The sequence below is a fragment of the Mucilaginibacter sp. 320_HR genome (assembly GCF_059691875.1).
The window spans coordinates 122,555-136,121 of the sequence record NZ_JCAWAI010000006.1; the positions used below are offsets into that span (position 1 = coordinate 122,555).

The 13,567-nt window shown below is 44.9% G+C and carries 15 protein-coding genes; 9 read left to right on the forward strand and 6 right to left on the reverse strand.

Annotated features, from left to right (window positions below):
- Positions 1-40 precede the first annotated feature (40 nt).
- From lpxK to AC59GT_RS19305, 3 genes are read left to right on the forward strand one after another with little or no spacing between them, the layout of a single operon-like run.
- Positions 41-1,168 carry a tetraacyldisaccharide 4'-kinase gene (gene lpxK, locus AC59GT_RS19295; protein ID WP_497239172.1) on the forward strand — a complete coding sequence of 376 codons (1,128 nt, stop codon included), beginning with the start codon at positions 41-43 and terminating at the stop codon, positions 1,166-1,168.
- Positions 1,140-1,955: a purine-nucleoside phosphorylase gene (locus tag AC59GT_RS19300; RefSeq protein WP_497239173.1), complete on the forward strand. Its 816-nt coding sequence runs from the start codon at positions 1,140-1,142 to the stop codon at positions 1,953-1,955. Before lpxK ends, AC59GT_RS19300 begins: the two co-directional genes overlap by 29 nt.
- Positions 1,955-4,054 (forward strand): putative porin, encoded by a 2,100-nt coding sequence (locus AC59GT_RS19305; RefSeq protein WP_497239174.1) that lies wholly within the window; start codon positions 1,955-1,957, stop codon positions 4,052-4,054. The genes AC59GT_RS19300 and AC59GT_RS19305 overlap by 1 nt, the downstream gene beginning before the upstream one ends.
- On the opposite strand, the gene AC59GT_RS19310 is transcribed toward AC59GT_RS19305, so the two are convergent.
- Positions 4,051-5,232 carry an asparagine synthetase B gene (locus AC59GT_RS19310; protein WP_497239175.1) on the reverse strand — a complete coding sequence of 394 codons (1,182 nt, stop codon included), beginning with the start codon at positions 5,230-5,232 and terminating at the stop codon, positions 4,051-4,053. The genes AC59GT_RS19305 and AC59GT_RS19310 overlap by 4 nt on opposite strands.
- Positions 5,233-5,485: 253 nt before the next feature.
- On the opposite strand from AC59GT_RS19310, the gene AC59GT_RS19315 reads away from it, so the two are divergent.
- Both AC59GT_RS19315 and AC59GT_RS19320 read left to right on the forward strand, forming a co-directional pair.
- Positions 5,486-5,923 (forward strand): peptidylprolyl isomerase, encoded by a 438-nt coding sequence (locus tag AC59GT_RS19315; protein WP_497239176.1) that lies wholly within the window; start codon positions 5,486-5,488, stop codon positions 5,921-5,923.
- 62 nt (positions 5,924-5,985) lie between these two features.
- Complete coding sequence (locus AC59GT_RS19320; RefSeq protein WP_497239177.1) at positions 5,986-6,501, forward strand: DUF5606 family protein; 516 nt, start codon at positions 5,986-5,988, stop codon at positions 6,499-6,501.
- Positions 6,502-6,580: 79 nt separating this feature from the next.
- Here the strand turns inward: AC59GT_RS19320 and AC59GT_RS19325 are convergent, their stop codons facing one another.
- Together AC59GT_RS19325 and AC59GT_RS19330 are read right to left on the reverse strand one after the other, a co-directional pair.
- Positions 6,581-6,991 carry a Dabb family protein gene (locus tag AC59GT_RS19325; protein WP_497239178.1) on the reverse strand — a complete coding sequence of 137 codons (411 nt, stop codon included), beginning with the start codon at positions 6,989-6,991 and terminating at the stop codon, positions 6,581-6,583.
- Between the two features lie 34 nt (positions 6,992-7,025).
- Positions 7,026-7,943, reverse strand: coding sequence for a cation diffusion facilitator family transporter (locus AC59GT_RS19330; RefSeq protein WP_497239179.1), 918 nt, complete (start codon positions 7,941-7,943; stop codon positions 7,026-7,028).
- A 119-nt stretch (positions 7,944-8,062) separates the two neighbouring features.
- Here AC59GT_RS19330 and yihA point away from each other — a divergent pair, with 119 nt between their 5' ends.
- From yihA to AC59GT_RS19350, 4 genes are all read left to right on the forward strand, one after another.
- A complete protein-coding gene (gene yihA, locus AC59GT_RS19335; protein WP_497239180.1) occupies positions 8,063-8,692 on the forward strand; it encodes a ribosome biogenesis GTP-binding protein YihA/YsxC in 630 nt (209 codons plus the stop codon).
- A gap of 70 nt (positions 8,693-8,762) precedes the next feature.
- The gene (locus tag AC59GT_RS19340) at positions 8,763-9,065 is read left to right on the forward strand and encodes an endonuclease domain-containing protein (RefSeq protein WP_497239181.1); all 303 of its coding nucleotides are present in this window, start codon (positions 8,763-8,765) and stop codon (positions 9,063-9,065) included.
- 133 nt (positions 9,066-9,198) lie between these two features.
- Positions 9,199-10,053, forward strand: a complete 855-nt coding sequence (locus AC59GT_RS19345) for a UbiA-like polyprenyltransferase (protein WP_497239182.1) — start codon at positions 9,199-9,201, stop codon at positions 10,051-10,053.
- Entirely contained in the window at positions 10,041-10,643 is a 603-nt protein-coding gene (locus AC59GT_RS19350; RefSeq protein ID WP_497239183.1) for a Crp/Fnr family transcriptional regulator, read from the forward strand. Before AC59GT_RS19345 ends, AC59GT_RS19350 begins: the two co-directional genes overlap by 13 nt.
- 12 nt (positions 10,644-10,655) lie before the next feature.
- Here the strand turns inward: AC59GT_RS19350 and AC59GT_RS19355 are convergent, their stop codons facing one another.
- The 3 genes from AC59GT_RS19355 to AC59GT_RS19365 all read right to left on the reverse strand — a co-directional run bounded on the left by AC59GT_RS19355 (position 10,656) and on the right by AC59GT_RS19365 (position 13,513).
- Positions 10,656-12,023 (reverse strand): DEAD/DEAH box helicase, encoded by a 1,368-nt coding sequence (locus tag AC59GT_RS19355; protein WP_497239184.1) that lies wholly within the window; start codon positions 12,021-12,023, stop codon positions 10,656-10,658.
- A gap of 208 nt (positions 12,024-12,231) precedes the next feature.
- Complete coding sequence (lspA, locus tag AC59GT_RS19360; RefSeq protein ID WP_497239185.1) at positions 12,232-12,750, reverse strand: signal peptidase II; 519 nt, start codon at positions 12,748-12,750, stop codon at positions 12,232-12,234.
- Between the two features lie 40 nt (positions 12,751-12,790).
- The gene (locus AC59GT_RS19365) at positions 12,791-13,513 is read right to left on the reverse strand and encodes an RluA family pseudouridine synthase (protein ID WP_497239186.1); all 723 of its coding nucleotides are present in this window, start codon (positions 13,511-13,513) and stop codon (positions 12,791-12,793) included.
- Positions 13,514-13,567 lie beyond the last annotated feature (54 nt).

The following is a 13,567-nucleotide window of genomic DNA, read 5'->3' on the forward strand; positions in this document are numbered from 1 at the left end:
ATTGATCAACGATGCCTAAGTTAATTAAAATGCAATAAACATGCTGTGCAAAGACGGACTGTCGCAGCATTGCATAGCAGATAAACGGGCTTTTTCTATCTTTACCCATCTTATGAAGTACCTGCGTTGGCTTTTATTACCATTCTCACTTCTTTACGGAGTTGCAGTGGTTGTACGCAATTGGTGCTACGACGCGGGCTTCTTCAAATCCCGGGAGTTTGATATGCCTGTTATAAGCGTTGGCAATTTGGATGTGGGCGGCGCAGGTAAAAGTCCTATGACGGAGTACCTGGTGCGTTTGTTGAAAAATCGCCATAAACTAGCAACATTAAGCCGGGGTTATGGACGAAAAACAAAGGGCTTTGTTTTAGCAAATGCAGCCAGCTCGCCTGCAGAGATAGGCGATGAGCCTGCACAGTTTAACAACAAATTTGCAGACATTACTGTAGCTGTTTGCGAAAATCGTGCTGCCGGTATAGATAAGCTAAAGGATGATCATGAGGTTATTATATTAGATGATGCATTTCAGCACCGTGGAGTAAAGGCCGGATTGAGCATATTGTTGTTCGACTACAATAAACTCTTCGACCCAAACCTCTTGTTACCCGCCGGTAACCTACGCGAACCTTTTAGCGGCAAGTGGCGCGCCGATATGTTTGTGATCAGTAAATGTCCTTCACATCTTACTCAAGAGGAGAAAACCAGGTGTTACTACCGCGTAGCTCCTCACCATGGCCAGCCGTTATTCTTTTCGGCCATTAACTATTTGCCTTTACAGGATATTCACGGTAATGCCATTCAAGATACAATTGATGCGGATACCACTGTGTTCCTGCTCACCGGTATTGCTAATCCAATCCCGTTGTACACTCACCTGAAAACCTTTACACAGTACATTGTTCATCATAATTATGCCGACCATCACCAGTTTACGTTGAAAAATATCGCTAAACTTGCCGATGCTTTTAATGCCTGCCCTTCACAAAAAAAGGTGATCATCACAACAGAAAAAGATGCGCAGCGTTTAGGTGTACGTGACCTGGCCCCGGCCGTTGCCAAATTGCCCATAAGCGTGTTGCCCATAGGCGTTAAATTTCTGGATAACAGCGGGCACGAGTTTGATAAATTAATTTTGAATTATGTTAGAAAGTATACAGAACACAACTAATTATATAAAGAAACGCATTAGTGATTTTGAGCCGGAAGCCGGTATTATACTGGGCACAGGACTGGGCGGTTTGGTGTCGGAAATAGAGGTAGAAAAGCAGCTGATGTACAGCAATATTCCCGACTTTCCTATGTCGACCCTGGAGTTCCATTCCGGTAAACTGATATTCGGTACACTCGCCGGGAAGAAGGTAGTTGCAATGCAAGGCCGGCTGCACTATTACGAAGGATACAGCATGCAGCAGATAACATTGCCTGTGCGGGTGATGAAGATGCTGGGGATAAAAACCTTGTTTGTTTCCAATGCGAGTGGTTCGCTTAACCCCGCAATAAAAAAGGGCGACCTTATGGTAATTGACGACCATATTAACCTGCAGCCCATGAATCCGCTTATAGGCAGGAATGACACCGAACTTGGTCCGCGTTTCCCCGACATGAGCCAGCCTTATAAACGTGAGCTGATAGAGAAAGCACTTCGCATTGCTGCGGCAAATAATATTACCTGCCATAAAGGTGTTTACGTGGCTGTTACAGGCCCTAACCTGGAAACTCGTGCAGAATATAGATACCTCCGTATTATTGGCGGCGACGCCGTAGGTATGAGCACTGTGCCGGAAGTAATTGTTGCCAACCATATGGGTTTGCCCGTTTTTGCTATATCGGTACTAACAGACGAAGGTTTTACAGAGGAGCTGACTCCGGTTTCATTGGAAGAGATACTGACTGTGGCTCGCGAGGCTGAGCCAAAAATGACGCAAATACTTAAAGAACTTATAGCAGGGCTTTAATGGCGCATAAGATTAGATACCTGTTACTTCTTTTGTTTTTTGCTGCGGCAGGAAAGGCTACCGCGCAGGTGCGCCCTACTTACCCCGGCCAAACGCCGCGTGAACCTGTTTATAGCCGTGATACATCACGTAATGTCAGACGCAATAATGGGTCGGATAACATCGATTCGCTGCGCAAACGGGAGGAGAATAAAAAAGATTCTGTGGTGTTCACCTCTAAGTTTATAAAGGTGACCAACGAAAGACTCCTGGCAGATAGCACCCAGCTTTTTCCGCTGGATACCGGGTTGGTAAATTTCGAGAATTACAGTCCGTTAAATCAACCCCGTAATCCAAAGATACACTTAGGCTACTTGGGAACGCCTCAACGCGACCTGTTGTTCAATCCGCGCAAAACAATAGGTTTTGACGAAGGTATGCATGCTTTGGACGCCTACCTGGTAAATCCGCAGGACTTAAACTACTACAATGCGCGGGCGCCTTACACGCTGCTTTCTTTATCAAGCACCTTTGGCAGCAGTGTAGAGCAGTATTTTAAGGCGCTGCATACACAAAACGTTAAGCCAAACTGGAATGTCGGCTTTTTGCTGAATTTTAACGGCTCAAGAGGTTTTTACAGCAGTAACAATGTATTAAGCCAAAACGTAAGCGGGTTGAATGCCGGAGTGTTCACCTGGTATCACTCGGTCAACCAGCGTTACAACCTCCTGGCCAATATATTATTCAATAACTTAAAAACACCGGAAACAGGTTCGCTTGTACGTGACGATATTTTCACAGGAGCATCTTCATTTGATAAAACAACTGAGCCTGTTCGTCTTCCGAGCAGCTATACTAACTGGCGTAATACAGGGATATATGTAAAGCAATCTTATTACATAGGGCATATAGATACGCTGAAAAAAGGCCTTGCAACTACAAACGTGCTCCCTACCCAGCGCGTGGCTTATACGCTTTATTACAACACACGTAAGTACAACTATTTGCAAAACTCGCCGGATACTTACGGTGTGTTCCCCGATTATTTCTTCAGCGCAGCCCATTCACGCGATTCACTTAACGTTACACACCTGCAGAATGAGTTCTCTTACAGTTTTTACCTTCGGGGTAAAACAACCAGCCTGGTAAAGAATGAACTAAAACTGGATGTTGGCCTGGCACAGGATTATTACAAATACTCGCAGTTTGTGAGCGATACGGTTATAAACGAGTTTGGCAGAAAAGTGTTAAAGCCATCAAGAGTACAAAACGAATCCTTTCAGAACATTACACTTAAAGCCAAGCTTGGTTACCGCTTTAGCGACCGAATAAACCTGGATGGCGACATCAGGCAGATAGTACAGGGCCGCAACTTTGGTGACCTTTTGTACGATGCTAAACTTACCCTTGCGGGCGGCAGAAAAGCAGGGCGAATAGTATTGGGTGCATACCTGCAAAGCAGCTCTCCGGGACTTATTTATAATGATTGGATAAGTAACCATTATATCTTTCACAACGATTTTGATAATCAGAAGGTAACCAATCTGTCCTTTAACTACGTAAACGACGCGTTGCGGCTGGATCTGAAGGCGGAATATTTTTTAGTAACCGACTACCTTTATTTTGCCTCGCCTAACGGCGGAGTGGATGTTAGTCCGCAGCAGTTTGGAGGCAGCATAAATATGCTTAAGCTTAGTTTAGGTAAGAACCTTACCTGGCACAAGTTTCATTTTGATAACTATATAGTTTATCAAAAAACAGATAACCAAAATGTGCTACGCACGCCAGAAGTTTATACCTATAGTAGCCTTTACCATAACTCAACATTATTCAATGTTTTGAAATCAGAGTATGGAGTATCGGTAAGATATAACACACAATACACTGCACCATCTTATGCAGTAGGGCTGGGCCAGTTTTATAATGGTGCTAATGTTACATTCTCATCCTACCCAATTGCAAGTGTGTTCTACAAGGCTACGTTGCAACGCACCAACATATTTGTTCAGTACGACTACGCAAACCAAGGGCTTTTTAGCCGTGGTTTTTATACAGTCAATCGTTATCCTCAGCAGAACGCTATCCTGAAGTTTGGCATAGCATGGACGTTTTATAATTAAGTCTTCTGTTTCTTCTTGTTTGCTGCAGGGAATAACACGTTATTTAAAATTAAACGGTATCCCGGCGAGTTGGGGTGGAGCTTTAAATCCGTAGGCGGGTCGCCAACAGCATGCTGGTAATCTTCAGGGTCGTGGCCTCCGTAGAACGTCCACTGACCTTTGCCATATTCCCCATGTATGTAGCGCGCTTCGTTGCCGGTTTTCATTTCACCCATTATAGTTACACCCGGTTTAAGGCGGTTCTTATTAAAGGCAGTTGTAAGCCCCATAAAGCCCTTAATTACTTTATCATGATCCTGCGTGAGCATGCTGGGCACCACATCCCACTTTGCAGAAAAGTCGAATAAGGTAAAGAAATCCCGAGTGCGTTCTACCTGCCTGGTTGGTGTTACATCAATATTGGCAAACTGGTGCGACTCCGGGTTCATATCCAGCTGGAAGTTTTGAAAAGCAAAAGTTTGGCTAAAATCCAGTTTAGATTGTGCTCCAGGATCTGCTGCATCTCCGTCGAACATAGGGCCGCATATATCTGTATTTGCCGCAGCAAGGGCAATGTCGAAGGTGTCGGTACCGCTGCACATCGCAAACAGGAACCCTCCTCCGGCGCAAAAATCGCGTATGTGTTGAGCAACTGCTAGTTTCATCTGAGACACCTTTTGGAAGCCCAGCTTTCTTGCTAATGCGTTTTGGCTCTTAACATCATCGCTGTACCATTGCGCGTAGCGGTAAGCTGCATAAAATTTGCTGAACTGTCCTGTAAAATCCTCGTGGTGCAGGTGCAGCCAGTCGTACTTTGGCAAGTCGCCTTTTATCACCTCCTCGTCGTAAAGTACATCATAAGGGATTTCGGCGTATTTAAGCACCATGGTAACGGCATCATCCCAGGGCAGCTTGGTCTTTGGTGAGTAAACTGCCATTTTAGGCGCCTTCTGCAGTTTAACCAGGTCCATGTTAACAGATGGGTCAGTCACCTCTTTTAATATCTCGTTCACCCGAGCATCGGCGATTACCTCATAACTAATACCGCGTATTTTACATTCCTCTTCCAGTTTTTGCCCGTACTTGGTTATAAAGCTGCCGCCGCGATAATTAAGCAGCCAGTCCACTTCCTCGCCGTTCTTCAGCACCCAAAACGCAATACCGTATGATTTCAGATGGTCTTTCTGCTCCTCATCCATTGGGATGAGAATGGATGATGCCCGTGTGAATTGAGCTAAAAGCAAAAAGGCAAAAGCTAAAAGAAGTTTTCTAGTGGCGGACCGAAAGTTATTACAAGGGTTGTTTTTACTCACGTTTAGATGCTGATATTCAAATGTAACGAATAAAAGGATAATGTATTACGATAACCAAATTGGTGTAACTGTATTGAAACTCAAACTTTCCCAATCCCGTCAAAATACCTACCTTTGCCACCTGTTTAAATTAATAACAATGAGCAAAGCAATAATCAAAACCGAAAAGGGCGACATGACCGTTCAATTTTATGACAAAGATGCGCCTAATACTGTGGCTAACTTTTTAGGTTTGGCCAAATCAGGTTTCTATGATAACGTAACGTTTCACCGCGTTATCCCTAACTTTGTAATACAAGGTGGCGACCCTACTGGTACAGGTGCAGGTGGCTCGGGTAAACGCATCGATTGCGAACTGACCGGCGACAACCAATACCATGACCGTGGCGTATTGTCAATGGCTCACGCTGGCCGTAACACCGGCAGCTCACAATTCTTTATCTGCCACAGCCGCGATAACACTGCTCACCTCGACCGTAACCACACCGTGTTTGGTAAAGTTATAGAGAACGTGGAAGTAGTTGACGCTATCCGCCAGGGCGATAAAATTTTAGGTGTAGACGTAATAGAGGAATAAGACAGTAAAGGAAACATTAAGCGTTTTAACACGCTTAATGTGGCTACTCACAACAATTAAACATGAATTTACAGGGAATAGTTGCGGTATCAGGAAAGCCGGGTTTATGGAGAGCGCTTGCGCAAAACAAAACCGGTTATGTACTGGAAAGCCTCGACGCGCAGAAGACCAAGCTGATTGCAAATCTATCAACTGCAAAGCTGGCGGCACTGGCCGAGATCACCATCTTCGGGATGGAAGGTGACATCAAATTAGTAGATATTTTTGAAGCGATGAAGAGCACCACTGTGCCTTCAGTGAAAGACGACGGCAATAAACTGCGCAAGTTCTTTTACGAAGTTGCTCCTGATCACGATGAGGAAAAGGTTTACTCGTCTGACATCAAAAAGATCATTAACTGGTATCTGATCTTAAAGGACATGCCATTGTTTAACGAGGCTGACCCAACCTTAGCGCTTCAAGCTGCAGAGGAGCCGGTAGCTGCTGAGCCTGTAAAAGAAGAAACACCTGTTGCTGAAGCTGCTGCTGAAGAAGCTCCAAAAGCAAAAGTTAAGAAAGCTCCCGCCAAGAAAGCGTAAGCTGATAAAGCAAGCAAAAAGCCCCGGCAGATTTCTTGACGGGGCTTTTTATTTAATGGTTTTTGCAGAGCGTTAAAGCCTACACCTCTTTCGCATCATACACGATCACCTTTTCCCAAAGGTGGCTGCAATCTTTTATGAACTGCTGATGTATAGGGTGGCTTTGGTAGGTAGCCTGGCCTTCCAGGTCTTTAAAGAACATCAGTTCAGATACTGCCCAGCTGTTGTCTACTACATCGCGTTTTTCGGTGCTTGCAACAACGCCTATGCGCAGTTCTTTAATGGTCTCTATCTTACGCAGGGTCTTCAATCCGGCTATTATCCTGTCGCGGTCTTCTACCGAACCGGGGTTCTTCAACCAGAAAAATACATGATGTACTATTGGGTATTTGCTTTCCATATTTATTGTGGGCATTGCGTTTACTATTGCGGTACCCGCGGCAACAGTTGCAGCGGTAGCGATGAATTTACGGCGGGAGGTTGGTTTCATGGGTGTTAAATGGATAGCAATTTAATAATTATCATTAACACTTTGGCTGTTCGCACTTTTCATCCTCAAATTCAGGCTCAAAGGTGCTATGGCTTATGGACAGATGCTCTAACCGGTGCCTTAGATCGTGCTTTATATCGTCAAACATCACCATGTCTTCCTGCTTCATTACCAGGTGGGCTGTTAGCGCATTCTCGGTGGTACTCAATGCCCAAACATGCATGTGGTGTACATCTACCACGCCTTTGGCTTTCTTTAGTTCAGCTTTTATTTTGGACAGGTCCATTTCCTTTGGCACGCCGTCCATCTCCAGCCGCAGGCTGTCCTTCAGCAGGCTCCAGGTACCGGTTAGGATAACGATACCGATGATGATGCTTACGGCGCTATCAACCCAATACCAATTTGTAAAATATATTACCACGCCCGATACCACCACACCAAACGATACAATAGCGTCAACCGCCATGTGCATATAAGCGCCTTTTACATTAAGGTCGGTGTCTTTATCTTTAACAAACAGCCATGCGGTAAACGCGTTAATGGCTATCCCTGCAAAAGCTACCCATGCTACTGTGGTGCCGGCCACACCTTCGGGATGGATAAACCGCATTACCGCCTCGTAAACTATAAAGCCTACTGCAACTACCAATATGACTGCGTTAAAAAAAGATACAATGATGGTAGAGCGTTTATAACCGTATGTATACGTACTGTTAGATTTTGCTTTAGCCAGCTTAAATGCCAGCAGCGCCAGGGCCAAAGATGCCACATCGCTGAGGTTGTGACCTGCATCCGTTAGCAGGGAGAGCGATCCGCTGATAAGCCCGGCGATCACCTCTATAATAACGAACGCCGAGTTTAGTACTATGCCCCAGATGAACGCCGCGTTAAGGTGGTCCAGCTTGGGGGCGTGATCGTGATGGTGTCCGTGCGAATGATCGTGACTGTGCATAACGTAAAGGTAAATCAAATTTAATTATCAGCCCAAAGCTTCAGTCAACCCAGCGTAGTAAGTAGCACGTGGCATTTAGGTTAAGGTTATATTAAAATGTAAAACCCTACCTTTGCATAATGGTAATAAAGACCGCCGATTTCATTTGCAGCAATACCCAAATATCCAAGTTGCCGCTACCGTTAAAACCCGAGTATGCTTTCATAGGAAGGTCTAACGTAGGGAAGTCGTCGCTCATTAATATGCTTACCCAAAAGAAAGGGTTGGCCAAAACGTCACAAACTCCCGGCAAAACACAGCTTATCAACCATTTTTTGGTTAACGACACCTGGTATATTGTCGATCTGCCGGGTTATGGTTACGCCCGCACTTCTAAAAGCAACAAAGAGGACTGGAACAAATTTATACGTACCTATCTTGATAAACGCGAGAGCCTGCAATGCGTTATGGTGTTAATAGATAGCCGACTCGATCCGCAGAAGATAGATCTGGAGTTCTGCAATTGGTTGGGCGAAAAGGGCTTATCATTTGTGACCGTATTTACCAAGGCTGATAAGCAGGGCAGCATTAAAACAGATCAAAACGTTGCTAAATTCAGGAAGGCATTGCTGGGCTACTTCGAAGAGGCTCCTCCTTACTTTGTAACCTCATCAGAAACCATGCTGGGCCGTGATGAAGTGCTTGGATTTATAAACGACATTAACAAAAACTTTACTCCCCCCAAGTTTGATGGGGAGCATTATAAATAGAAGTATGTACGTGTTTTTTGGTGTTTCCCCTCTTGAGAGGGGTTAGGGGTGTGTTAATAAACGGTTATTAATGAAGCGTAGAATAATTCCCTACGATGCTAAACTAAAGTTATTAGCTCGCAAAATAAGAAATGAAAGCACCATTGGAGAGATATTGCTGTGGAAGGAATTAAGAAATAAGAAGTTTTACAGTTTTGATTTTCACCGACAAAAACCGCTGCTGAATTATATTGTAGATTTTTATTGTTATGAGTTAAATTTGGTAATTGAAATTGATGGCAGCTACCACAACAACGAGGAACAGCATGCATCTGACGTTAGTCGTGATCCTAGAACTTGCCAAATACCATTTGACCGTTCTGCGTTTTACTGAAATGGAGATAAGGCAAGATATACTGAATGTATTTAGAACCATAGAAATGCACATAGAGGCGCAAGGTTTTAATATTGACAAATAAAAAGTTAGAAAACACACCCCCAGCCCCTCTCAAGAGGGGAGATTACACATGAAGAAATACTTTTCGCTTGTAACTTTTTCTCATACCATATTTGCAATGCCATTTGCATTTATCGGCTTTTTTTTGGCTGTTACTACTACAGACCATAAGTTCGAGTGGCAGAAACTTGTAATGATGCTGCTTTGTATGGTATTTGCCCGCAACTCGGCAATGGCATTTAACCGATACCTGGACCGGAATATCGATGCAAAGAACCCGCGCACTAAGCAACGCGACATACCCGCAGGCCGGATAAGCCCTGCTGCTGCATTGATCTTTACACTGGTTAACTGCGCTTTATTCATCCTGATGACGTGGTTCATCAACCCGCTCTGCCTTTATCTTTCGCCAATAGCGTTACTGGTAGTGTTAGGTTATAGCGCCACCAAACGTTTTACAGCGCTTTGCCACATGGTGCTGGGTGCTGGCCTATCGTTAGCGCCAATTGGTGCTTACCTGGTTGTTACAGGTGCTTTCGCGCTAACGCCGGTTTTCTTTTCGCTGTCGGTACTGTGCTGGGTAAGCGGTTTCGATATCATCTATGCTTTGCAGGACGAGGAGTTTGACCGTAACGAAAAGCTGCATTCTATACCCGCATGGATGGGCAAGGTAAATGCACTCAGGCTATCTACATTTTTGCATGTATGCTCGGCTATATTTATATTAATGCCTGTATTTTATACTAACGTAGGGTTATTGTATTACATCGGAATAGCATTCTTTTGCGCCATGCTTGTTTACCAGCACCTGCTGGTAAAACCAAATGACCTGAGCCGGGTGAACATCGCGTTCATGACTACAAACGGCATTGCCAGCGTGGTATTTGCAGGGTTCTTTTTACTTGATAGGATATGGATGCGCTAACGTCGGCTGAGTTAGACGCCTTCCGCGAAAGCATTAAACGTTATGTCGATTTTAACGAGGCTGAGTGGATTGTTTTTACCCAGCACCTTACGGTAGTTAATCTTAAGAAAAAGCAGCATTTTGCCGAGCCTGGAAAGGTTTGCAACCACATCGGGTTTGTTTTGCGAGGTTCGGTAAGATATTACCTCGTTAAAGATGGTGTCGAGATCACCGGCTACTTCAGCTTTGAGAACGAGTTTGCAAGTTCGTACAAGAGCTTTCTGACACGTGAACCTGCCCTCAACTATATACAGGCATTGGAGCCGAGCCGCATATTGCTCATTAGCCACGCCAATCTCCAGTTGATGGTTAATAACCCGATGCTGGCTTACAAGATGGAGCGCTTCGGTCGCCTCATTGCAGAGCATTATCTTATTTGCTACGAAGAACGTATGAGCGATTTCATCACCCACACGCCCGAAGAGCGCTATCTTAAACTCCTGCGAACAGGTAAAGATATATTGCAGCGTATGCCGCAGCACTATATTGCAAACTTTTTAGGAATAACGCCAGTATCGTTATCCCGTATCAGGAAACGTATACTGGCGTAAAATATATTCTTTTTAGTACCTGCGACCTGACTTGGCTGCACCGCTCATGCCGCTGCTGCCGCCCGCCTTGCTGCTACTGCTACCACCATTACGGCTATTGCCGTTGCGGCTGCTCCTGCCACTGCGATTACCGCCGCCATTGCCATTACTACGACTGCTGCGCCCAGATCCGCCGCCTGCACTGCCTTTCTTTGCAATGCTGATGGGTTTACCATTCATGCGCGACTCTATAAGTTCCATACTTACAGGGTAAGGGTGCCCTTCTTCAACAGGGATTTGCTTAGCAATCAGCTTATGAATGTCCTTCAGGTATTCCAGTTCTTCTTCGCCATCGCAAAAAGAGAATGCAATACCGCTTGCACCTGCACGGCCAGTACGGCCAATACGGTGTACATAAGTTTCCGGTATGTTTGGTAGCTCGTAGTTGATAACGTGCGTAAGATCATCTATATCAATACCACGTGCTGCAATATCAGTAGCAATAAGTACACGTGTGGTACGGTTCTTAAAATTTGTAAGCGCGCGCTGACGTGCGTTTTGCGATTTATTACCGTGTATAGCCTCGGCAGTGATGCCTGCCTTAACCAGGTCTTTTACCACCTTATCTGCCCCATGCTTGGTACGGGTGAATACCAGTACGGTTTTAATGGTTTTGTCTTTTAGTACGTGCAGCAGCAAGCCTCGTTTGTCGTTCTTTTCTACGTAGTAAACCGACTGCTGTATTGTATCAGCCGTGCTGGATACAGGTGCAACTTCCACACGTGCAGGGTTGTTCAGGATGCTGTCTGCAAGGTGCTGGATCTCCTTAGGCATGGTAGCCGAAAAGAAAAGCGTCTGCCTTTTTGCAGGTACTTTAGCGATGATCTTTTTTACATCATTAACAAAGCCCATGTCCAGCATGCGGTCGGCTTCGTCCAGGATAAGTATCTTGATGTGCTGTAGGCTGATAAAGCCCTGCTGCATTAAATCTAGCAGGCGGCCGGGAGTAGCTATCAATATATCTACGCCACGACGTAAAGCATCAACCTGCGGGTTTTGCGATACACCACCAAATATTACAAGGTTTTTTAATCCGGTGTTGCGCCCGTAAGCACTAAAGCTCTCGCTAATCTGGATAGCCAGTTCGCGGGTGGGGGTGAGTACAAGCGTTTTTATGGTTTTTTGTTCGCGGTGCTGCTGCCTGTCCTGGTATAATAACTGCAGGGTAGGAATAGCAAAGGCCGCTGTTTTACCGGTACCGGTTTGCGCGCAGCCAAGCAGGTCGCGGTTTTGTAGTATGTATGGTATTGCCTGTTGTTGTATTGGGGTTGGGCTGGTATAACCCTCTGTTTGCAGAGCCTTTAAAATAGGCTCGATTAATTTAAGATCTGTAAATAACATGTAATTGTATTGTATCGTAATGCTGATGCTTCGATCAGTAGAATATGAAGAGTAAATGGTATGATACCGTAATGAACGGCTTTTAATTACCGCAAAGATACGTTTTTAGATTCAATGATGAACATGCCCATATTATTGTGGCTGATGGCTGACAAGAGAAGCCTAATTAAACTGAATAAAAGGCGTTTTGGCAGGATAAGAAGGATATCTATGAGGTAACTGCCTCTTGCTTTTTTTCTTCTTTATGACGCACCCAGGCATCAAGAAGGATAAGACCCATGCCAACCATAATGGATACATCAGCTACGTTAAAAATGCCTGTTTGAAAGATGCCGAAGCGGATGTGCATGAAATCGGTAACTGAGCCGTGCATAATGCGGTCGTAAATATTGCCTATACCACCGCCCACAACGCATATGATTCCAGCTAAAGTTATCCTGTTGAAATTGGTTTTAATGATGATGTAAACCACCGCAGCCAAAAGGGATAGCACCGGCAGTAGTGTTAATAGTATGAACCTGTATGGATTTGCCAATTTATCGCCCAGGCTCAGGAACGCGCCGGTGTTCTCTATTTTTATCAGCGTGAAGTGGTTATTTACAAAGCTAATCGGCTCGTCGTAGCGCATCTTTTGGCGTACAATGGTTTTAGAAACCTGGTCGCAGCCGATGTTTAATGCCAGTACAACAATTATCAATATCGCCCGGTAAATTCCTTTCAGATTCATCGTTGCAAAGTTAGCCAGAGATTTCGGTATTTGCTATCGGTTACTTTATCCATTGCTCAAACTTCTCCCAGAAGCCATCCTTCGGTGACGATGCCTCGATAACTACAGGTTCGTTCTTTACGGGGTGAATAAACTGAAGGCGTCGCGCGTGAAGGCAAATGCTTTTACGAAGGCTGCCACGCGGATAACCGTATTTGTTATCACCAACAATAGGGCAGCCCAGGGTAGACAGTTGTACCCGTATCTGGTGGGGGCGACCGGTTATTGGGTCGACCTCTATTACATAGTAGCCGTTATGTTCGCCGACTAGTTTATAGTTCAGTTCAGACCGCAGGCTGCCTGCAACTTCTTTATCATGTGCTTTAGTTACGTTCTTTTGTGAGTTTTTTACGAGCCAGTGTACCAGGTTGCCGGTTTCAGGATTGGGGCGGTTGCGTACAATAGCAAAATAGGTCTTGTGCATTTCGCGGCCCTTGAACATTTTGTTTATCCTGTCCAGTGCTTTACTGGTTTTGGCGAACAGGATTACACCGCTTACGGGCCTGTCCAGCCGGTGCACTACACCCAGGAAAGCGCCGTTTGGCTTGTTGTATTTTTTTGCAATGTACTTCTTAACCTTCTCGTCCAGCGGTTCGTCGCCGGTTTCATCAACCTGCACAATATCGCCTGCGCGTTTGTTCACAGCAATTAAGTGGTTATCCTCGTAAAGGATATCCGCATCAGTTATCTCGTGGTTAACGTATTTTGGAACAATGTTGGCCAATTCTGTTTAAGAATTTAGATGTACAATTCTGGACTGATGTGAACGCTTTTAAAT

Bases quoted from the DNA above. Each gene is read 5' to 3' on its own strand.
- lpxK (WP_497239172.1), top strand. From the start codon at position 41: ATGCTGTGCAAAGACGGACTGTCGCAGCATTGCATAGCAGATAAACGG.
- AC59GT_RS19300 (WP_497239173.1), top strand. From the start codon at position 1,140: ATGTTAGAAAGTATACAGAACACAACTAATTATATAAAGAAACGCATT.
- AC59GT_RS19305 (WP_497239174.1), top strand. From the start codon at position 1,955: ATGGCGCATAAGATTAGATACCTGTTACTTCTTTTGTTTTTTGCTGCG.
- AC59GT_RS19310 (WP_497239175.1), bottom strand. From the start codon at position 5,232: ATGGATGAGGAGCAGAAAGACCATCTGAAATCATACGGTATTGCGTTT.
- AC59GT_RS19315 (WP_497239176.1), top strand. From the start codon at position 5,486: ATGAGCAAAGCAATAATCAAAACCGAAAAGGGCGACATGACCGTTCAA.
- AC59GT_RS19320 (WP_497239177.1), top strand. From the start codon at position 5,986: ATGAATTTACAGGGAATAGTTGCGGTATCAGGAAAGCCGGGTTTATGG.
- AC59GT_RS19325 (WP_497239178.1), bottom strand. From the start codon at position 6,991: ATGAAACCAACCTCCCGCCGTAAATTCATCGCTACCGCTGCAACTGTT.
- AC59GT_RS19330 (WP_497239179.1), bottom strand. From the start codon at position 7,943: ATGCACAGTCACGATCATTCGCACGGACACCATCACGATCACGCCCCC.
- yihA (WP_497239180.1), top strand. From the start codon at position 8,063: ATGGTAATAAAGACCGCCGATTTCATTTGCAGCAATACCCAAATATCC.
- AC59GT_RS19340 (WP_497239181.1), top strand. From the start codon at position 8,763: ATGAAGCGTAGAATAATTCCCTACGATGCTAAACTAAAGTTATTAGCT.
- AC59GT_RS19345 (WP_497239182.1), top strand. From the start codon at position 9,199: ATGAAGAAATACTTTTCGCTTGTAACTTTTTCTCATACCATATTTGCA.
- AC59GT_RS19350 (WP_497239183.1), top strand. From the start codon at position 10,041: ATGGATGCGCTAACGTCGGCTGAGTTAGACGCCTTCCGCGAAAGCATT.
- AC59GT_RS19355 (WP_497239184.1), bottom strand. From the start codon at position 12,023: ATGTTATTTACAGATCTTAAATTAATCGAGCCTATTTTAAAGGCTCTG.
- lspA (WP_497239185.1), bottom strand. From the start codon at position 12,750: ATGAATCTGAAAGGAATTTACCGGGCGATATTGATAATTGTTGTACTG.